The sequence below is a fragment of the Ensifer sp. genome (assembly GCF_035999135.1).
Taxonomy (GTDB): Bacteria; Pseudomonadota; Alphaproteobacteria; order Rhizobiales; family Rhizobiaceae; genus Ensifer.
Window position 1 is genome coordinate 1 of sequence record NZ_DASYGZ010000191.1, and the last position, 19,968, is coordinate 19,968.

Annotated in this window: 20 protein-coding genes and 2 pseudogenes; 4 read left to right on the forward strand and 18 right to left on the reverse strand. The window is 61.8% G+C overall.

The features are described 5' to 3' along the window. The 11 genes from VGO12_RS24945 to VGO12_RS24995 form a co-directional block, all read right to left on the reverse strand. Positions 1-560 (reverse strand): ABC transporter substrate-binding protein (locus tag VGO12_RS24945; RefSeq protein ID WP_327515414.1); only part of this gene is annotated, 560 nt, incomplete at its 3' end. Next, positions 557-1,567, reverse strand: a complete 1,011-nt coding sequence (gene doeB / locus VGO12_RS24950; protein ID WP_327515415.1) for a N(2)-acetyl-L-2,4-diaminobutanoate deacetylase DoeB — start codon at positions 1,565-1,567, stop codon at positions 557-559. The genes doeB and VGO12_RS24945, both read right to left, overlap by 4 nt. 3 nt (positions 1,568-1,570) lie before the next feature. Further along, positions 1,571-2,752, reverse strand: a complete 1,182-nt coding sequence (gene doeA / locus VGO12_RS24955; RefSeq protein ID WP_327515416.1) for an ectoine hydrolase DoeA — start codon at positions 2,750-2,752, stop codon at positions 1,571-1,573. Between the two features lie 34 nt (positions 2,753-2,786). Continuing rightward, a complete protein-coding gene (gene eutC, locus VGO12_RS24960) occupies positions 2,787-3,779 on the reverse strand; it encodes an ectoine utilization protein EutC (protein WP_327515417.1) in 993 nt (330 codons plus the stop codon). Then, positions 3,776-4,777, reverse strand: coding sequence for a hydroxyectoine utilization dehydratase EutB (gene eutB, locus VGO12_RS24965; RefSeq protein ID WP_327515418.1), 1,002 nt, complete (start codon positions 4,775-4,777; stop codon positions 3,776-3,778). The genes eutC and eutB overlap by 4 nt, the downstream gene beginning before the upstream one ends. Before the next feature lie 3 nt (positions 4,778-4,780). Beyond that, entirely contained in the window at positions 4,781-5,557 is a 777-nt protein-coding gene (gene eutA / locus VGO12_RS24970; protein ID WP_327515419.1) for an ectoine utilization protein EutA, read from the reverse strand. Beyond that, a complete protein-coding gene (ehuD, locus tag VGO12_RS24975; RefSeq protein ID WP_327515420.1) occupies positions 5,557-6,219 on the reverse strand; it encodes an ectoine/hydroxyectoine ABC transporter permease subunit EhuD in 663 nt (220 codons plus the stop codon). The genes eutA and ehuD overlap by 1 nt, the downstream gene beginning before the upstream one ends. A gap of 2 nt (positions 6,220-6,221) precedes the next feature. After that, entirely contained in the window at positions 6,222-6,881 is a 660-nt protein-coding gene (ehuC, locus tag VGO12_RS24980; protein WP_327515421.1) for an ectoine/hydroxyectoine ABC transporter permease subunit EhuC, read from the reverse strand. A 69-nt stretch (positions 6,882-6,950) separates the two neighbouring features. Then, on the reverse strand, positions 6,951-7,793 hold the full coding sequence (gene ehuB, locus VGO12_RS24985; protein ID WP_414650772.1) for an ectoine/hydroxyectoine ABC transporter substrate-binding protein EhuB: 843 nt from the start codon (positions 7,791-7,793) through the stop codon (positions 6,951-6,953). Between the two features lie 71 nt (positions 7,794-7,864). Beyond that, positions 7,865-8,650, reverse strand: coding sequence for an ectoine/hydroxyectoine ABC transporter ATP-binding protein EhuA (ehuA, locus tag VGO12_RS24990; RefSeq protein ID WP_327515423.1), 786 nt, complete (start codon positions 8,648-8,650; stop codon positions 7,865-7,867). Positions 8,651-8,772: 122 nt separating this feature from the next. Beyond that, a complete protein-coding gene (locus tag VGO12_RS24995) occupies positions 8,773-10,194 on the reverse strand; it encodes a PLP-dependent aminotransferase family protein (protein WP_327515432.1) in 1,422 nt (473 codons plus the stop codon). A gap of 67 nt (positions 10,195-10,261) precedes the next feature. On the opposite strand from VGO12_RS24995, the gene VGO12_RS25000 reads away from it, so the two are divergent. The 3 genes from VGO12_RS25000 to VGO12_RS25010 all read left to right on the forward strand — a co-directional run bounded on the left by VGO12_RS25000 (position 10,262) and on the right by VGO12_RS25010 (position 13,771). After that, entirely contained in the window at positions 10,262-10,744 is a 483-nt protein-coding gene (locus tag VGO12_RS25000; protein ID WP_327515424.1) for an Lrp/AsnC family transcriptional regulator, read from the forward strand. Positions 10,745-10,862: 118 nt separating this feature from the next. Further along, entirely contained in the window at positions 10,863-12,359 is a 1,497-nt protein-coding gene (locus VGO12_RS25005) for an NAD-dependent succinate-semialdehyde dehydrogenase (protein WP_327515425.1), read from the forward strand. Positions 12,360-12,397: 38 nt separating this feature from the next. Then, the gene (locus VGO12_RS25010; protein WP_327515426.1) at positions 12,398-13,771 is read left to right on the forward strand and encodes an aspartate aminotransferase family protein; all 1,374 of its coding nucleotides are present in this window, start codon (positions 12,398-12,400) and stop codon (positions 13,769-13,771) included. A 54-nt stretch (positions 13,772-13,825) separates the two neighbouring features. Here the strand turns inward: VGO12_RS25010 and VGO12_RS25015 are convergent. After that, positions 13,826-13,936: pseudogene (locus VGO12_RS25015) on the reverse strand (LysR family transcriptional regulator); the annotation flags it as partial. A gap of 120 nt (positions 13,937-14,056) precedes the next feature. Further along, positions 14,057-14,482, reverse strand: coding sequence for a DUF4168 domain-containing protein (locus VGO12_RS25020; RefSeq protein WP_327515433.1), 426 nt, complete (start codon positions 14,480-14,482; stop codon positions 14,057-14,059). Between the two features lie 510 nt (positions 14,483-14,992). Between VGO12_RS25020 and VGO12_RS25025 the strand changes: the two are divergent. Continuing rightward, positions 14,993-15,070, forward strand: a pseudogene (locus tag VGO12_RS25025) (cold-shock protein); the annotation flags it as partial. A 175-nt stretch (positions 15,071-15,245) separates the two neighbouring features. On the opposite strand, the gene dtd reads toward VGO12_RS25025, so the two are convergent. The 5 genes from dtd to VGO12_RS25050 form a co-directional block, all read right to left on the reverse strand. Continuing rightward, on the reverse strand, positions 15,246-15,689 hold the full coding sequence (dtd, locus tag VGO12_RS25030) for a D-aminoacyl-tRNA deacylase (protein WP_327515427.1): 444 nt from the start codon (positions 15,687-15,689) through the stop codon (positions 15,246-15,248). Between the two features lie 311 nt (positions 15,690-16,000). Then, positions 16,001-16,282, reverse strand: coding sequence for a hypothetical protein (locus tag VGO12_RS25035; RefSeq protein ID WP_327515428.1), 282 nt, complete (start codon positions 16,280-16,282; stop codon positions 16,001-16,003). A 102-nt stretch (positions 16,283-16,384) separates the two neighbouring features. Then, positions 16,385-17,173 (reverse strand): SDR family NAD(P)-dependent oxidoreductase, encoded by a 789-nt coding sequence (locus VGO12_RS25040; protein ID WP_327515429.1) that lies wholly within the window; start codon positions 17,171-17,173, stop codon positions 16,385-16,387. Between the two features lie 102 nt (positions 17,174-17,275). Further along, positions 17,276-18,265, reverse strand: coding sequence for an ABC transporter permease (locus tag VGO12_RS25045; protein ID WP_327515430.1), 990 nt, complete (start codon positions 18,263-18,265; stop codon positions 17,276-17,278). Beyond that, positions 18,262-19,797 (reverse strand): sugar ABC transporter ATP-binding protein, encoded by a 1,536-nt coding sequence (locus VGO12_RS25050; protein WP_327515431.1) that lies wholly within the window; start codon positions 19,795-19,797, stop codon positions 18,262-18,264. The genes VGO12_RS25045 and VGO12_RS25050 overlap by 4 nt, the downstream gene beginning before the upstream one ends. Between the last annotated feature and the right edge of the window lie 171 nt (positions 19,798-19,968).

A 19,968-nucleotide genomic window follows, 5' to 3' on the forward strand; every position in this document is an offset into this window, starting at 1 on the left:
CTGGTTACAGGTTGTCCGTGGAGACCGGTCTCGGCCGCTTCATTGGCAGGCTTGACCCCGAAGGCATCGAACACAAAGCCGTATCGCGAGCGCACGCCGAACGCACTGAAGGCGCCATTGTTGTGCATCACGATCAGCGCCCTCTTGTCACTTGTCCGCGTGACACTTTGCAGGTCGGCAAGCTTCCCGTCGAGATCGGCAATTTTCTCGCGCGCGACCCCTTGCTTTCCGAAGATATGGGCAAGCGTCATCAGATGGTCTTTCACGACCTCGATGTGGCCGGCGCCGCTATCCCGGTAGTCGACGTCGAAGTGGATGACCGGCGCAAAACGGCTCAGCTCGCGGTAGTGCTCTGCCTGCAGCGAGGTGATGAGAACAAGATCCGGATGGAGGGCGTAGACGCGCTCGATATTGGGCTTGACGATGAAACCCAGATCCACGACGTCAGGATCGTCCCGATATTTCGACAGAAAATGCGGGACGAAGTCTTTGGCAGTCCCAGCCACGGGCACGCCCAGTTGATCAAGGAAGTATAGTTGACTGGCGCCTGAGGTCGTCATCTGTCGACTACGCCTGCCAGCACACTGACGCAGTCACCGGCCTTGACGAGCCCGGGGAAGTGGCGGGCGGTGAGAATGCCGTCCATCCTTGCGTGCACATCCAGCGGTCGTACGCCGGTGCGACCGACGGGATAGATGCGGGCGACAACGTCCCCGTTCTTCACGGTATCGCCAAGATCGAAGAGCGGTTCGATCAGCCCGGCGTCCTCGGCGAAGGAGAAGCAGTTTCCATCCGGCATGTCGAGCCAGGTGGTTCGCGCACCTTCGACGGCACCTTTCAGGATGCCGGCCGCCTTCAGCGCGTTCGACACGCCGCGCTTGGCGATGGCAGCGCTTTTCGCCGTCGCAGTACCGCCGCCCCCAAGTTCGGTGGTGATGAAGATCTTGCCCATTTCTTCGGCGGCGCTGTCGTACATCCCAACCGCATCTATTTCGAGCATCTTCATCGACCATGGGGCGCCAAATGCGTTGACGAGGTCGAAAGCTCTGGCCTCCTGCACCTTGTCGGGCAGAATGTGTGCCGCGCAGAAGGGCAGAAAGTCGAGCGTCTTTCCGCCCGAATGAAAGTCGAGCACGATATCGGCGAGCGGCAGAAGGCTGCGCTGGAAATAATCGGCGATCTTCTGGGTAACAGTTCCATCTGGCGCGCCCGGAAAACTGCGGTTCATGTTGCCCTTGTCGATCGGCGAGGTGCGCGTGCCGGCAAGGAAGGCCGGATAGTTCATCGCCGGCACGATGATGACGCGGCCCGAAACGTCCTCGACCTTCAGGGTGCGAGCGAGATCGAAGAGCGCGATCGGCCCCTCATATTCGTCCCCATGGTTGCCGCCGGTGAGAAGGGCCGTCGGGCCCTCCCCGTTCTTCAACACCGTCACCGGGATCATGACCGAGCCCCAGGCGGAATCGTCCCGGCTGTAAGGAAGGTGCAGGAAACCGTGCTGAATGCCATCCGCCGAAAAATCGACCGTGGGACTGATCGGCGAAGGACGAAGGTCGAGTTCCCGCATGGTTCAATCCTTCACGAGAAGCTTGCGCGGCACGTTGGCGAGGCACTCGACGCCGGTTTCGGTGATCAAGATGCTTTCCGTCGTCTCGAAACCCATATCCTCCAGCCAGAGCCCTGTCATGAAGTGGAAGGTCATGCCGGGTTTGAGTTCGCTGCGGTCGCCGGGACGCAGGCTCATCGTGCGCTCGCCCCAGTCCGGCGGATAGGAAACGCCGATGCCGTAGCCCGTACGATTGTCCTTCACGATGCCGTATGTCTTGAGAACGGCGAAGAAGGCGTTGGCGATGTCCTCGCAGGTATTGCCGGGCCGAGCTTTTTCGAGGCCCGCCTCCATGCCTTCCAGCGTCGCCTTCTCGGCATCGAGAAAGGCCTGCGTCGGTTTTCCGAGAAAGACGGTGCGAGAGAGCGGCACATGATAGCGGTGATAGCAGCCGGCAATCTCGAAGAACGTGCCCTCGCCGGGTTTCATCGGCCGATCGTCCCAGGTCAAGTGCGGCGCAGACGCCTCCACGCCGGATGGCAACAGCGGCACGATCGCCGGATAATCGCCACCAATGCCGTCAACGCCGCGGGTGCCTGCATCGTAGATCTCCGCAACAAGATCGCATTTGCGCATGCCGACCTCGATCTTGTCGAAGATGCGCTCATGCATCTTCTCGACGATCCTTGCGGCATTGCGCATGTAGCCGATTTCCGCCTCGCTCTTGACCGCCCGCTGCCAGTTGACGAGGGCGGTCGCATCTAGGAAGCGGGCATTCGGCAGGTGTTTCACAAGCGAGGCGAAGGCCGCGGCGGAAAACCAGTAATTGTCCATCTCCACACCGATCGTCAGCTTGTCGAGGCCGCGTTCGGCGAGTTTAGCCGAGAGGTAATCCATCGGGTGGCGCTCGGTGGACTGCACGTAGTGGTCCGGATATCCGATAATGTTCTCGTGCCTGAGATAGGCGGTGAATTTGGCGCCGTTCGCATCCTGCCCGCGCCCGTACCAGACGGGTTCGCCCGACGGCGGCACAACGACGCATTGGTGCACGTAGAAGGACCAGCCGTCGTAGCCGGTCAGCCAGTTCATATTCGACGGATCGCTGACGATCAGAACGTCGATACCCCTGGCTTCCATGGCATTGCGCGTTTTTTGAAGACGCGTTTCGTACTCCGGAAGTGAGAACTTCAGGTTCGCTTGTTTCATCGGTTTTTCCTCTGTACCCGGCGAAAAGCCGGTCTCAACTCTCGAAGATCGTGCCGGCGCCCGTTGCTGAAGCGCGGGCGGCAGCAAGCGTTGCGATGGCCGTGTCCTGAATGCCCGTGCCGGTCAGATCCGCCACGGTTATCTCTTCGGGGCCGCTTCGGCCCGGTTTTTGCCCGGCAATGATCTCGCCAAGTTCGGGGAAGATCGTGCCCTCCGTCACGAGGCCCGCCTCGATGGCATGGCGCAGTTCGCCGAGCCTGCGCGTCTGCCTCAGACTGTCGGCGACATAGAGGCTGGCCGCCGCAATCACGCCGGGCTCTATCTCGTTCTTGTGCTCGGCATCCGATCCCATGGCCGTGACATGCTGGCCGGCCCTAAGCCATTCGGCGCGAAGGACCGGTCTCTCGGAGGGAGTGGTGGTAACGATGATATCGGCGCCGTCGACTGCCGCCCGGCCATCGGCTTCAACGCGAACCGGAAAGCCGAGCCTTGCTGTCAGTTCCACCGCGACGGCCTCCGCCTTTGCGGCGTCCCTTGCCCAGATGCGCGCCTCGCGGATCGGTCGCACGAGGCAAAGGGCTTCCAGCTGCAACTGTGCCTGCATGCCGGCGCCGAAGATGGCGGCAACCGCGGCATCCGGGCGCGAGAGATGTTGGGCCGCAACGGCGCCGGCCGCCGCGGTGCGCACATCCGTCAAATAGCCGTTGTCGAGCAGGATCGCCTGGACAAGGCCGGTTTTCGCGGAAAGCAGCACCATCAGGCCGTTGGTGCTTGGCAGGCCGATCTTCGGATTGTCGAAGAAGCCGGAGCTGATCTTGATGGCGAAACCATCAAGACCCGGCACATAGGCCGTCTTCACGTCGACCTCGCCGCGCGCTTCGGGAATGTCGAGCCTGAGGATCGGCGGCATCGCCACCGCCTTGGTGGCGAGCGCGTGGAAAGCCTGTTCGACGCAGGCAATGGCGTCGAGATCGAGCGGCACGATGCGCCTCAGTTCCGCCTCGGTGATGATCTTCATCGTCGTCATGGCGCTGCCTCGCCGAGCGGATCTACCCCGCCGTTGATAACCCTCCGGTGCAGGTCCATGTCGACGTTGCGACCGGAAAGGACCATCGCCACGGGCCCCATCAACCGACCAAAGCGGCCGGATAGCAGGGCCGCGATGCCGACGGCCCCTGCCCCTTCGACCACCTCGCGCTCCGTCGCATAGGCGTACCGCATGCCGGCAGCGATCTCGGCTTCGGAAAGCAGGACCACGTCATCGAGCAGCGCCCGGCACATTTCGAAGGTCACGGCATTGCCGAGACCGATGCCGCCGCCGAGGGAATCGGCAAGGCTCGCCATCTCCTCCACTTGCACCGGCCGCCCTGCGTCAAGGCTCGCCTTCATCGCCGCGCCACGTTCCATCGTGAGGCCGATCACGCGGGTCGTCGGTGAGCGACCTTTCACGGCAGCAGCGACACCGGCCGCAAGCCCGCCGCCGGAAAGCGGCACAAGAACCGTCGCCACATCCGGCATTGCCTCGACGATCTCCAGGCCGAGTGTGCCCTGTCCTGCGACGACCGCCTGGCTGTCGAAGGGTGGCACCATCACCAGGCCGTCTTCACGCACCAGCCGATCCACCTCGATCTGCGCTTCATCCTGGGACTTGCCGACGATACGGACACTCGCGCCAAGCCGGCGGATTTCCGACACCTTGTTGTCGGGCACGAGCCGCGACATGCAGATCGTCGCGATCGAGCCTTCGGCCCTTGCGGCATGAGCAAGCGCCCGGCCGTGGTTGCCGGTCGAAGCGGCGACGATGCCTCTTGCCCGCTCCTCGGGCGTCAGCGATAGCACGGCATTCGTGGCGCCCCGCAGCTTGAAGCTCCCGGTCGTCTGGTGGTGTTCGAGCTTGAGGCCGACGGGCACGCCGCAGCGTTCGAAGAGCGTAGATGAGAGGACCAAGGGCGTGTGCAGTATCCGGCCCTCGATGCGTCGGGCCGACTGTTCGATATCCGCCAATGTCACGGCAAGCTTCGACATCGGCTATTCGTTCCAATAGGCGAGTGTCATGAGCCGGCCGAGCTCCGGCCTCGCCGTCTCGTCGCCGCAAAGGCGCAGGCAGGCCCAGGCGGTGGCGAGATTGCTGGTGACGACCGGTTTGCCGATGCCGGCCTCGATCTTTGCCGCAACGCCGGCTGCCCGCAGCGCCGTGCACGATATGAAAAGCGCGTCGCTGTCCGGCGCCGCCGCTTGCTTCGCAAAGGCGACAATCTCGTCCGGAGAAATGCGCGCCATCTCCCGGTCGTCGTCTAAACCAAGGCAGGTGAAACCGGCGATCTCGAAGCCGAGCGACATGAAGTAGTCAGCCATCGGCTTGCTGGTCTCGATCGTGTAGGGCGTCAGCACCGAAATCCGCTTCGCACCGAACGCATTGAGGCCGGAGGCAGCTGCCGCAGTCGGCGTGACGACGGAAGCACTTGGCTTGGCCGCATGGACCGCCGCCTTGACTTGCGCGTCGCCGATGACGACGGACGCGGAGGTGCAGGAATACATGACGACGTCGAGAGGTTCGTCCGGCAGGATCAGCGCGGCCGCTGATGCCAGCGAGGGCTGCATTGCACGGAGGTTATCCGGTGTCACTGGATTGGCATAGGGAATGCGGGTTGCGTAAACACCGATCCGCTCGTTCGCCACCATGCGCTGGAAGTCCACTTCCGTCGTGTGGTCGGTCGCAAGGATGATGAGGCCGACGCGTTTGTCCAGCGGACGCTCATCCAGCATCGGCGTGCGTGACGTCAGTGTAAGATCGAACGACTGCATCAGCGCTCCTCCACTCGGGCGTACCGTTCTTCGAGCCAGCGCAGGAAGACAACGGAGATCAGGCTCATGATGAGGAAGAAGACCCCGACCAGCGTCATCGGCTCGATGTAGCGATAGCTGCTGTTGGCCACGCTTTTCGCCTGGTTCATCAGCTCGAGCACCGTGATGGCGGAGAGCAACGGCGTCTCCTTGAACATGGCGATCAGGTAATTGGCGAGCGCCGGGATCATCGGCGGAATTGCTTGCGGCAGGATGACATGGATCCAGGTCTGGCGTCCCGTTAGGTTCGTCGCCTTCGCCGCCTCCCATTGACCGCGCGGCACGTTTTCGATTCCGGCGCGGTAGACCTCCGCCGCATAGGTCCCATAGTGGAGCCCAAGGCCGATGGTGCCGGCGAGCATTGCCGGCAGGCGAATGCCAATGTCCGGCAGCACGTAGAAGATGAAGTAAAGCTGGACCAGAAGTGGCGTGCCTCGAATGAACTCGACAACGAAGGCCGTTGCCTTCGCGAGCGGTTTCGGCGCGGTCATGCGCACAATGGCAAAGACAAGGCCGATGACGGCGGCGAGTGCCGCGCCGAACACGGTCGCCAAGATGGTAATCTTCAACCCTTCGAGGAGGGTCGGCATGATTTCCCAGACGAAATTCCAGTCCCATTCCATCGTCAGGTCCTCACGCCATCAAGGCCACGGGTCACCCGGCGTTCCAGCCAGCGCATACCGCTTGAGATGGCGAGCGCCATCAGGAAGTAGAGCACGAGGATCGTTGCGAAAGGAACGAGCGTACTACCCGTCTGGGCGCGAACCACCTGCGCCTGGAACGTCATGTCGGTGAGCGAGATCAGCGATACGACGGCCGTGCCCTTCAACAGCTCGATCGCGTTGTTGCAGAAGGTCGGCAACATCAGCGGCAGGGCCTGGGGCAGGATGACATGCCGCATCGCTTGATGGCGCGAAAGATTGAGTGCGATGCAGGCCTCGCGCTGCTCGCGGCCGATCGCCTTGACCGCGCCACGCACGACCTCCGCCCCGTAGGCTCCGACATTCAGCCCCAGCGCCAGCACGCCAGCCTGAAGCGGCGATAGCGTGACACCGGCAAACGGCAGCACGAAATAGACCCAGAACAGCTGGACGAAGATCGAGGTGCCGCGAAAGAATTCGATATAGGTGGTGGCAAGCGCTCTTACCGCCAGGAAGCGGCTGACGCGCCCGAGACCCGCGACAAATGCCATGACGAGAGCGAGCAACGAGCCTAGCACTGTCAGCTCGAGTGTCACGAGCGCGCCTTCAAGGATCAGCCGTATGTAACCGGACCAGTCGGTCATCGTTCTTCCATATGCGAGGGAGCGGGCTGCCTCCCCTCGGTTCGGGAAGAGGCCTTATTGCTGTGGCGCCTACTTGGCGGCACAGAGCTTTTCGCGGGTCGTCGACATCGCGGCTGCGGCTGAGAAACCATAGGGCTCTATGATCTTGGCAAATTCACCCGACTGCTTGAGCTTTGCCAGCTCCACGTCGAAAGCGTCGCGCAAGGCCTCCTCCCCCTTCTTGAAAGCCGCGCCGTCGCAATAGACCGGAGCGCCTTCAACCGGCGCCACGACTTCGACGCTGGGGTCGTTCGCCTTGGCGACAAGAGCGTTGATCGACAGCACCGGCAGCGAATAGACGTCGATGCGGCCATCCTGCAGCATCTTCAGGCCGCTCTGGCCGTCCGGGACGACGATGACGCGATCGCGCGGCACGCCGGCTTCAAGCGCAAGCTTTTCTTCAGTCCCGCCGCCCGGCGCACCGATCTTGGCATCCGGATTATCAGCGATATCTTTGTAGCTCTTGAGGCCGAGCGGGTTGCCTTTCTTCAGCGCGAAGGCTTCCGCGTCACAAAGGATCGGTTCGGAATACGCAACCGCACCGCAACGCTCCGGCTTCATGAAAAGACCGGCGGTGATGACATCGTGCCGGCCCGCCTGAAGTCCCGGGATCATCGCGCCATATTCCGAAATCGATGCAACGATGTCTTCGACGCCGAGGCGCTTGAACACCTCGCGCGCCACATCCGGCGCTGCACCGGAAACCTTGCCGTCGGCGGCCACTGCCGTAAAGGGCGGCTCGTTGGCGATGGCGACACGCGCGAAACCCTGTTCCTTCAGCTCCTCAAGTTTGCCGTCGGCCCAAGCCGGCGCTGCGGCAATGATTGCCGTCAGGGCGCCTGCGCCGGCGGTCATGGTCAAAAAGGTTCTCATGCTCATAGTTGCGAACTCCTCTGGCTGTCCCTGGTTTTTGTTCGGCGCTTGTTCCCGGGCGGCAAGGCCACTCAGACGCGGTGCCCTGCCGCGATGATCTTGCGCAGGAAGGTTTGCGTGCGTTCCTGCTTTGGATTGCGGAATATCTCGTCCGGCCGGCCTTCCTCGACGATCTTGCCGCGATCGAAAAAGAGGATGCGGTCGGCAAAATCGTGAGCGAAGCCCATCTCATGCGTGACCAGCAGCATGGTCATGTCGGTTTCAACCGCGAGCTTGCGCATGACGTTCAGCACCTCTTCGACCAGTTCCGGGTCGAGTGCCGAGGTCACCTCGTCGAACAGCATGATCTTTGGCGACAGAGCCAGCGCCCGGGCAATGGCGACCCGCTGCTTCTGTCCGCCGGAGAGTTGTGCGGGCATGCTCTTTGCCTTGTCGGCCATGCCCACCATGTCGAGAAGCTCCATCGCACGCTTCTCGGCTGCTGCCCTTGCCACATCCTTCGTTAGCATCGGTGCAAGCGTGACGTTGTCGAGCACGCACTTGTGCGGGAAGAGGTTGAAATGCTGAAAGACCATGCCGATCTTCTCGCGCATCTTGTGCAGATGGCGATCGTCGGCAGGCGCGAGGCTGCCGTTCTTCGGCATGTGATAGAGTTGGTCACCGTCGACCTCGATATGGCCGCCGCTGATCGCCTCCAATGTCATCAGGATGCGCAGGATCGTCGTCTTGCCCGAGCCGGAGGGGCCGATGAGCGCCAGCTTTTCGCCCGGCAGCACGTCCATCGACAGACCGTCAAGTACGGTCAGAGGACCGTAGCGTTTGGTGATGTTATCGATGCGAATGATCGGCGCTGCCATGCATGTCTCTCCCTATTGAGACAAGTGATGGCGCAACGATGCGCGGCTAACTAAATCATGTCAATCCGAATAATAATATCAGTACAATTATTGCTGCAGTGCCCAATTGGAGAGCAATTCTCTCAAATTGCGAGCAGCAGCGCTTCCGGATTTCCGCTGGCGAGCGACGCGAGAATAGCGAGGCCGGTGCGCAGCTCCTGTTCGCTCGTCGAGCCGAGCGAAATGCGCACCGCCGGATGCCAGCCGTGGTCTGCCGTGCGGAAAGAGGATCCAGGCGCGATCGCCACGCCGCGCAGCCGCGCTTGGGAGACGAAGCCCTCCTCCGTGTGCCCCTCCGGCAATGGCAGCCAGACATGCAGGCTCTGCGGATGCGCATGATACGGCAGACCCGCAAACGCCTCTTGTGCGATCGCATGGCGGACAGCGAGCGCGCGGCGCTGCCAGTTGACCAGTTCCATTGCCGTGCCGTCGCTGACCCAACGCGTCGCGATCTCGGCGATCGCGGGCGTCGCCATCCAGTTGGAGACCAGATGGCGATTGGCGACGGCTGCGACGTAGCGATCTGGCGCGGCCAGATAGCCGATGCGCAGGCCCGGCACCGTGATCTTTGTGAAGCTCGTCACGTAGAGCGTGCGCTCCGGCGCATAGGCCGTGATCGGCGGCGCACGATCCTCGACCAACGGCCCCAGGATGTCGTTTTCGATGATCGCGATGTCGTGGCGGCGTGCAACTTCGGCAAGCGCGTGCCGACGCTCAGGCCCCATCAGTGCCGCAGTCGGATTGATTACCGAAGGCTGGAGGAACACGGCGCGGATGACGTCGGTACGGCACGCTTCATCAAGCGCCTCGGGGATCATCCCTTCGCGGTCGATCGGCAAGCCTTCAAGATGAAGGCCGAGATAGGTGGAGAGCGGCACCAACGTGTGGTGGCTGATCGCCTCCGTCGCGATCGTGGAACCAGGCGGAGCGACGCTCATCAGCGCCACGGTCATGCCCGACGTCGCACCGTTCGTCAGGCTGATATTGAGTGGAGACACATCGAGACCGCACCGCGACAGCCATTCGGCCGCGACGTTGCGGTGGCGCGGGAAAACCATGTTCGGCCGGAAGGAAAGCGCCGAGCTCGATGGCAGGTTTTCCGCCAGCCACCCGAAAGCTTCGCGCATGCGCTCCAGGTGAAGCTGTTCGCAGACGGGCTTCAGGATCGAGAGATCGACCAGTTCGCCGAGACGTTCGGGCAAATAGGGCGGCTCAGGCTCCTTCGGCCGTGTCTGCACGAAGGAACCGCGCCCGATCTCGCCGGAAATCAACCCACGCCGGATCAGTTCGTCATAGGCGCGGCTGACGGTCTGCACGGAGAGCTTGAGGTCGTCTGCTAGCTTGCGATGGGGCAAAAGACGGGTCCCGTTCGGCAGATGACCTTCCTGTATGGCGCGCGCGATCTGCTCAGCCAGCGAAAGATAGGCCGGTCGGCGCAACTGGGAAATGTCGGGTCGCCAATTTGTCATGATTTCGACAGTGCTCAAAATCAGTTCAATTGACAACGCCAAAATGGTTTCCCATTGTCTTTTCCTCCACTTTGACGCGATCCTCGCCCGGAGGGCGGACCTCATGAAACTCGACGCCATCGACCTGCGCATCCTGGAAGCGATCCAGGAGAACGGGCGCATCACCAAACTGGCGCTGGCAGAAAAGGCGGGCCTTTCGCCGACCCCCTGTTGGCTGCGCCTGCGGAAGTTGGAGAAGGCAGGCATCGTGACGGGCTATCACGCGCGGATTGCCGTGCGGCGCTTGGCGCCTGTCGCCAGCGTGATGATGGAGGTGACGCTCGCCAATCATCGCCAGGCGGATTTCGAACGCTTCGAGCGCGCCGTTGCGGCAACGCCTGAAATCGTCGCGTGCTGGTCGGTCGGCGGCGGTGTCGATTACATCTTGAAGATCATGGCTCCCGATATCGATGCCTATCAGCGCCTCGTCGACAGTCTTCTTGACCGTGAACTCGGCATCGATCGCTACTTCACCTACATCGTCACCAAGACGGTGAAGGAGGAGATCGTTCTGCCACTCGAGACACTGCTCCCCACCTTTGAATAGACAGATTGTCTACGGCCAGCCCTGACTTTGGCCAGAGTCTCTGAAGCCGACCCCGGCAATAGACAATCTGTCGCCCGCTCTCTGGCAGACTTCTTCGAGACAACAAGAGGAGGCCGCCATGACCGCCGTATTCGCCCGCACGACCTTTCACGACGCGCTTGCCCGCCTTGCCGATCCGCACCTGCTGAGGGAACTCGCCTATGTCGGCGGGCGCTGGGTGTCCGGCCACGACGGCGCGGGGTTCAAAGTGACGGATCCCGCCTCGTCGGCGACACTTGCCTGGGTCGCAGCGCTTGATGCCGAGCAGACGGGAGAGGCGATCTCGGCTGCGAGCAACGCACTGGCTGCCTGGCGGAGCATGCTGCCGCAGCAGCGTGCCGCGATCCTGCGCAGGTGGCATGATCTGATGCTGGAGGCGCGCGAGGACCTTGCGCTCTTGATGACGCTGGAACAGGGCAAGCCGCTTGCCGAATCCCGCGGCGAAATCGACTACGCGGCATCCTTCTTCGAGTGGTACGCGGAAGAAGGAAAGCGGCTGAACGCCGAGAGTGTCACCAGCCATCTGCCGGACGCCGAGATGATCGTGCGGCGCGAGGCACTTGGGGTCGTCGGCATCGTGACCCCATGGAATTTCCCCTCGGCCATGATCACACGCAAGGCCGCGGCCGCACTTGCCGCAGGCTGCACCGTCGTTGCACATCCCTCCAGCGAAACACCGCTTTCAGCGCTCGCGCTTGCCGAACTCGGCGAACGCGCCGGCATTCCGGCCGGTGTCTTCAATATCGTGACCGGAGATGCTGGCGTGATCGTCGGGCGCATGAATGAAGATCCGCGCGTCCGCGCCATGAGCTTCACCGGATCGACGGGTATAGGCAAGCTGATCGCCGGCCAGTGCGCACAGACAATGAAGCGGCTGGTCATGGAACTCGGCGGCCATGCGCCCCTGATCGTCTTTGCCGATGCCGACATCGAAACGGCCGCAGACATCGCGATGGCAGCGAAATTCGCTACATCCGGCCAGGATTGCCTTGCCGCCAACCGTATCTATGTCGAGCGTTCCGTACTCGCCGAATTCACGGTCGCCCTCAAGGCACGCATCGAGGCGCTGAACGTCGCCTCAGGCCTCGAACCGGGCGCCGAGATCGGTCCACTGATGCACGAGCGCGCGATCGCCAAAGTGGAAGAGCAGGTCGCCGATGCGCTGAAGCGCGGCGCAAAGCTCCTGACCGGCGGCAGCCGCCACAGGGCGGGTACTCTGTTCTTCGAGCCGACGCTTCTGACCGACGTCGCCGACGACGCGCTCATCATGCATGAAGAGACCTTCGGTCCGGTTGCCGCGCTCACCGCCTTCGACGGTGAGGCCGAAGTGATCGTCCGGGCGAACGATACCGAATACGGCCTTGTTGCCTATGTCGTGACCGAAAACGGCGCACGCCAGATGCGCCTCGCCCGTGCACTCGAGTACGGAATGGTCGCGATCAATCGCGTGAAGATCACCGGCGGGCCGATCCCGTTCGGCGGCTGGAAGCAGTCGGGCCTTGGCCGCGAAGGCTCACGCCACGGCATCGAGGCCTTCACCGAGCTCAAATATGTCTGCATCGACACGGCCGCCTGAGCCCGAGCGCCACCCCCATACATGAAAAGGAAAAGATCATGCTCGATAGACGCAACGAATTGACTGCCTGGGACCGTGACCAATTTTTCCACCCGTCGACGCATATGGGCATGCATGCCCGCGGCGAGACGCCGACCCGCGTCATCGGCGGCGGCGAAGGGGTTTACATTACCGATACGGGCGGCAGGACGAGCCTCGACGCCTTTGCCGGCCTCTATTGCGTCAATGTCGGCTACGGCCGTCAGGAAATCGCCGATGCGATTGCCGAGCAAGCCAAATCGCTCGCTTACTACCACGCCTATGTCGGACACGGCACGGAAGCGTCGATCACGCTCTCCAAGATGATCATCGACCGCGCGCCCGAGGGCATGAGCCGCGTCTATTTCGGCCTCTCAGGCTCGGATGCCAACGAGACCAATATCAAGCTGATCTGGTACTACAACAACATCCTTGGCAGGCCTGAGAAGAAGAAGATCATCTCGCGCTGGCGTGGCTATCACGGCTCGGGCGTGATGACGGGCTCCTTGACCGGCCTGCATCTGTTCCACACTGCATTCGACTTGCCGCGCGCGCCGATCCTGCACACCGAAGCGCCCTACTTCTTCCGTCGTCCCGATCGTTCGATGGACGAAGAGCAGTTCTCGCAAGACTGCGCCGAGAAGCTCGAGGAGATGATCCTCGCCGAAGGCCCAGAAACGATCGCCGCCTTCATCGGCGAGCCGATCCTCGGCACGGGTGGCATCGTGCCGCCGCCGAAGGGCTACTGGCAGAAGATCCAGGAGGTCCTCGAAAAATACGACATCCTGCTTGTCGCAGACGAGGTCGTGACCGGGTTCGGTCGCCTCGGCACGATGTTCGGCTCCGACCACTACGGCATGAAGCCTGACCTCATTACCATCGCCAAGGGGCTCACGTCGGCCTACGCACCACTCTCCGGCTCGATCGTCTCGGACAAGGTCTGGCAGGTTCTCGTCCAGGGTTCCGACGAACTGGGTGCTATCGGCCACGGATGGACCTATTCGGCCCATCCGATCTGTGCGGCGGCCGGCGTTGCCAATCTCCAATTGATCGACGAGTTGGGCCTCGTTGAAAACGCCGGCAACACCGGTGGCTACTTCCGCTCCGAACTGGCAAAGGCGGTTGCCGGCCACAAGCATGTGGGCGAGGTTCGCGGCGACGGCCTGATGGCCGCAATCGAGTTCGTCGAAGACAAGGACGACCGGGCGTTTTTCGACCCGGCCAAGAAGGTCGGACCGCAGATCGCAGCCGCCCTTCTCGAAGGCGGCGTCATCGGGCGCGCCATGCCGCAAGGAGACATCCTTGGCTTCGCTCCACCTCTCTGCCTCACGAGGCAGGAAGCCGACATCGTCGTCAAAGCAGCCGCAGACGCAATCAGCTCTGTCCTCGGCTAAGCTTGGGAACTCAGGTGACGGCAATCCGTCACTGCCTTCTCGGAACTCTTCTTGCCTGCCCGGCCGCACCAGCGACCGGGCGATGTCGGTGATGTCGTCGCAGGACGCGGTCGGGTCTTGCCTGATCCAGGCAATCGACGCCGCGCCCACTGACCTCAGCTCGAAGTTGGTTCCAGCTCAACGGAATTCGCGCCTTCGCTCGATCGGGCATTCAGCAATGTGAACCCGCAAAAAGTGCTTGCGGGCTCCCGTAATGTTCAACAATCCGTTTGCTGACAAGGGCATCTACTGCTGCGCTGGAGCCGTCTTTTGAAGTTCTGCCTGAACCTTCTTGGCGATCGTCGGGTTCGTTTGGGCCTCCGTGAGGATCGCCGAGTACTCTTCGATCGAGATGGACGGAGAGGACTTGACGGCCTCGACCATTTTCTTGCTCCCTTCGGTCTCCAGCTGCTTCTTGGCTGCGACATCCGGTGTTGCTTCTATCTTGGCTGAATATTCCTGCCTGACCTTGTCGACCTGAAGATAGGCAACCGCAAAGGCTTCGATCTTCTGTTCGCTGATGCCTGTCTCCGTCCCCTTGTTTTCGGCCTGCCCCGGCGTCGGCTTTGTCTGTTGCGCCTGAGCAGTTTCAAGGGCAGATGCCGGACTGAAGATCATGAAACTGAAGACTGCAGCCGTGATCGATGCAATGGGCGTGTAGCGAGTGATCATATTCATTCCTTTTGATGTGCATGACGTGATCGGCAGCGAACTGCCTTTCAATCGCCCCTCACGCCGGCCGGATACCGAACGCATCGCTGACGATGAGACGCTGGGAAGGGCTCCGTGCGGCGGCAGCGGGGCAATTTGCTGACCATTGAACGGCAGCTTTATGGCTCACGAGGAGAGCCTGTTTATGAAAGGAGCTCGAAACCAGCTTGAGCGCCAGGATTGGAAGCCGCCGCGCAATCCGCATTCGAGCTCCACTGGTCCATTTTTCATCGCCCTCTCGCCGCCTTCTTAGACACGGACCACAACTGAATTTGGAGTGATATGGACGCTGAAGTGAAGCGCGGCTTTGGCCCGAGCTGCCACTGACCCTTCTTGCGCGGATCGACGAAGGCGGGCTGAAGTAGTCCGACACTTCCCATCCCATCTTGACTTTCGCGCTCTCGCCCATGTCCGGCTTCGAGTTGGTAATGGCAGCACTCCATCGGAAGCGTTGGGCGGGCGTCCCCATGCGGCCAAAAGGTCAGCTATGAGCTTGGCCAGGACCGCAAGACCGGAAAATCGAAGGCCGAAAACGTCAGGTCAGTTTGAACGTCTCAAACGATGCCGCGCAATGCCGATCAACGGCAACCCTCACCTGCCCGGGCGCACCCAGTGACCGGGCAATACCGATGATGTCATCCCCGCGACGCGGTCGGGTCCCCTTGTTTCATGCGATACAAAGCGATCTTGTGGTAAGCGCGCGCTGTCGAGATCGGAGGGCCCTTTAGCCGGATGTGGTGTCCAACCAGATCGTTACAGGACCGTCGTTGGCCAACTCTACCCGCATGTCCGCGCCGAAGACGCCATTGGCAACGGCAACGCCAGAGGCCGAGATGTTGGCGGAGAAATCCTCATATAGGCGTCTGCCCTCCTCCGGTGGTGCAGCCGTCGAAAAGCCCGGTCGATTTCCTTTCGTCTCGGCGGCCAATGTGAACTGGCTAACGATAAGAGCTGAGCCGCCAATATCCAGGAGCGAACGGTTCATGCGATCCGCATCGTCTTTAAAGACGCGCAAGTTGACGACCTTGCGCGCCAGCCATTCGCTTTCCTTCTCAGTGTCCCCCTTCATGGCACACACAAAGACCACCAAGCCATTGCCGACCTCCCCCGTCACCACATCGTTGACGGTGACGCGGGCAGATGAAACGCGCTGGATAAGTGCTCTCATGGCAACAATTCTCCCGATTGCTTCCCGCTCTTATCGGCTGCGAGGCGGTCGCGAGCAAGCTCCGCTTAAAACCGTTCACCGCCGGCCAGGAGATTGGCGTTGAAAGCGGAGATGAAGTCATGAAGGGAAACCATGTGCGACGCGTCTTTGCCCCGAGAGTACCGGTCCGCTCGATACATTATGCGATCTCGGACGCACAGAACGGGAACACCTAGCGCAAGAAGGCCGCCTTGCATCATTCAGACTCGTTAAGATCGCGGACAGCGTTTGGACGTTCGACCTAGAGTGCATCTAACCTGCTAGCGATGCTCTCACTTGAGCGAACCCTTGAATTCGATTGTGGTGAAGGCAAGCTGCGACGGGCCGATGTTCGTCAGATCGTGCACCATCACCTCGTCGGCGGCAAAGGCAAAGACCTTGCAGTCTCCAGCCTTGTAGTCGGTGATGACGCTGTTGCCGTCCGAATACATCGAGCGGGACCGTCCTGGCGTCAGTGCGATCCAGCAATAGTCCAGTTTATGTCGATGAAAGCCGAGGCGTTCGCCCGGTGCGAGGTTGATGTGCCAGACACGCACGAGGTCCGTCTCAGACACGACGGTTTGCCCCACACGTTCGTCCGCATTCGCGATCTCATCGAGAAAAGCCTTCGAGATTGAAACCCTGCTCTGCGCCATCGGTACCATGTTGGTCCTCCGTCATGTGGTGGGTATGACGCCACCGTCGATATTGATCACATCGCCGCTGATGAACTCGGAAAGGTCAGAGGCCAGGTAGATAACCGCCGTGGCGACATCCCGGGCCGTGCCAAGCCGCCCCGCGGGCAGCCTGGATTCTGCGAGAAACGCCTCCACCGCACCGTCGATCGTCGTGCCGTAACGCTCGGCGAGCGCGTGGAGGAATCCGCCCGGACGGTCCCACAGCTCGGTGCGTATGTGGGCAGGCGCGACCACGTTCGAACGGATGCCCTTGGGCGTGAATTCCCGGGCAAGCGCCTTGGACAACAGCGCAATCGCAGCCTTCGACGTGCTGTAGTCCGGCAGCAGCGGGTGCGGCATGCGACCGGCTTCCGAGCCGCAGTGGATCAGCACGCCCTTCTTCTGTCCGAGCATCGTCGGCAGCACGGCCCGCGCCATACGGACATAGCCCATGAGATTGACATTGAGCGTCTGCGCCCAATCCTCGTCCGAAACGTCGAGAAAGCCGCCTCGCGTCGGACAGATGCCGGCATTGTTGAAAAGCACGTCGATGCGGCCGAAGGTTTTGAGTGCGGTCTCCGCGGCCGCTTCCCCTGCCCCCTTGTCCCCAAGATCGACCTCGCATGTCCGCCAGCGGTCATGCGCAGCAAGATCTTTCACCGGCGCCATGTCACGGCTGACGCCCAGCACGCGGGCACCTTCCGCCAGAAACGCCTTGGCCGTTTCCAGCCCGATGCCGGAGCTTGCGCCGGTGACGATGACGACCTTGTCTTTCAGGTTCAGGTTCATGACTGCAGTCTCCTCCACATGCTTCCCGATTGCCGCAACAAGGATGCCACGGCAATCGAGGAGCGCGTCAAGGTTTCTTCTGCATCCTCCTCGACCGGTTGGTCACAGGAGCTTCAGCTTCGTCGTGCGGGAGACCACCGACACGGCGATGACGATGATGATGCCTTTGACGATGCTCTGCACGTAGGTGTCCATGCCCACCAGGTTGAGACCATTGTTCATGATGCCGATCAGCAGCGCTCCGAAGAACGTGCCCATGACGGTCGCGGTGCCCGGGCGACGCATCGTCATGCCGATGAACACCGCGGCCAGACCATCGAGAAGATAGGTTTCACCGCCGTTCGGCTGTCCCGAACCGAGCCGAGCCGAAAGGATGACCCCGGAGATCGCGGCAAACAGCGAGCTCAGCGCCAGCCCATAGACCCGATAGGAGCGCACCTTGATGCCCGAGAGCTCGGCGGCACGGGCATTTCCGCCCACGGCATAGAGGTAGCGACCGAAGGTCGTGCGCTCCATCACGAACCACGACCCGCCAACGATGACCAGCATGATCAGCGCCGGATAGGGCAGGATGCCCGCGACCTTGCCCTGGCCGACCGCCAGATAATCGGCGGGAATGCCACCGTAGATCGCTCGGCCGCCTGAGATCATGAAGTTGATGCCCCACAGAATGGAGCCGGCCGCGAGTGTCGCGATCAGCGACGGGACACCGACGCCGACGACGAGCGCCGAGTTGATGAGGCCGACGGCAAGGCCGGCGACGAGCGCGCCGACGATCGACACGGGGATCGGCACACCGGCCACCATCAGGAGGGGAGCCAAAAGGCCAGCGAGACCGACGACATAGCCGACGGAAAGATCCATCTCCTTGGCGGCGAACCCGAAGGTCAGGCCGACGGCGACAATGGTCAACATCGAGATCTGCTGGAGGATGTTGACGAGGTTGGTACCGGTGAAGAACCGGTCCGTGCCGATTGCGAAGGCCAGGAAAAGGATGACCAGAACGGCAAGCGTGCTGTACTTCTGGACGAGTGTGCCAATGCGAATCGGGCGGGGCGCTGTTTCCTGAGCAATAGTCGTTGTCATGGTCATGGGGTTACTCCCGCAATAGCATTGATGAAGACGGCCTCGCTGAAATCGCGACGGGCGATCTGGTCGGCGTCCCGGCCATTCCTGAACGCCACGACCCGGTCGGCCACATGGGCGATTTCAAGGAGATCGCTCGACGCGACAATGACAGCCGCGCCCCGTTCGGCGAGCGAGACGATGAGGTCGTGGATCTCGCGCTTCGCGCCGACATCCACGCCTTCGGTCGGTTCGAGAAAGACGAAGAGCTTGTACTTACCCTCGGACGCGAATTGCCATTTGGCGACGGAGACCTTCTGCTTGTTGCCGCCGCTAAGTTCGACGATCTTGGTCTCCGCACTCGACGTCTTGATGTTCAGCCGCTTGATCAGGCGGTGCGTCTCGGCGCGCTCGCGTCCGTTCTGCACAATACCGAATGGCTTGAGGCTCGTCTCCTGAATGCCGGCCATCGACATGTTCTCGCGCACGGTCCAATCGCCAATCATGGCATTGATCATCCGGTGATCCGGGATCAGCGCTGCACCACAGCGTTTCATGTCCCGCACGCTGGCCCGCCCGACGTCCTTGCTCTTGAACTGGTATCGACCGGCCGTCGCAAGGCGCGGCTCGAACAGCGACTGGGCGAATTCGAAATGCCCCGAACCTGTCAATCCGATGAGACCGATGATCTCGCCGCTGCGAACCTCAAGGCCGTCCATATGGAAACGCTCGCCCTGCCAGCCCTTGATATCGACGACGATGTCCGCGTCATCAGCGACTGCGCGCTCCGTCAATGCACCGTCGAGCAGACGATGCTGATTGCCGGCCTGTCCGCGGTTGAGCATGAGGTCGATAAGCTGCCGTTCGGTGACCTCATGGCCGGCATTGGAAAGATGGCTCACCTTGCGGCCGTCCTGCAGCACGGTGATCTCGTCGCAGAGATCGACCACCTCCTGCAGGAAGTGACTGATGAGGACGACCGCCATGCCGGCATCGGACAGTTGCCGGATCAGCGTCCAGAGGCTCTGTTTCTCCTTGGCCGGCAGCGTTGCCGTCGGTTCGTCAAGGATCAGAACCTTCGGCCGCGAGTGCAGGGCGCGCAGGATTTCGATGACCTTCTGGTCCGCATAGGGAAGCTCGTCGACCTTGCGGTTGAGCGCGATTGCCGTTTCCGGAAACCACTGTTTGGCGAGCTCCTCCGCCTGCCGCTGGACCTCGCGCCGGTTGATGAAGAACCGGCTTTTGACCGGCTCGAAGCCGAGACAGATGTTCTCCGCCCCGGTCAGATTCGGCACCAGGCTACCTTCCTGCGAGACGAGCGAAACGCCGTTTGAAACGGCCGCCGCCGGATTTTCGAAAGCAACCGGCCGGGTCGCCATGGTGAGCGTGCCGGCCGTTGGTTGGACGGCACCGCTCAAGATACTGACGAGCGTCGTCTTGCCGGCGCCGTTCTCGCCGACGATGCCGTGCACGCGTCCCTCGACGATCTCGATGGATACGCCGTCGAGGGCGAGCGTGCCTGGCCATTGCTTGGTGATGTTCTCAAGAACAATCGACATGTTGGACCTCCGAAATGGACGGGCGGCAGTACCGCCCGCCCGACCGGTTCACTTGCAGTTGTCCTTGGTGAAGAGCGTGGCACCGTAGTAGACGATGTCCTTGCCGTTGGTGACTTCCTTCGGATGGTCACCGTCGAGCATCACCCGCTTGGCATAGGTCGCAAGGTTCAC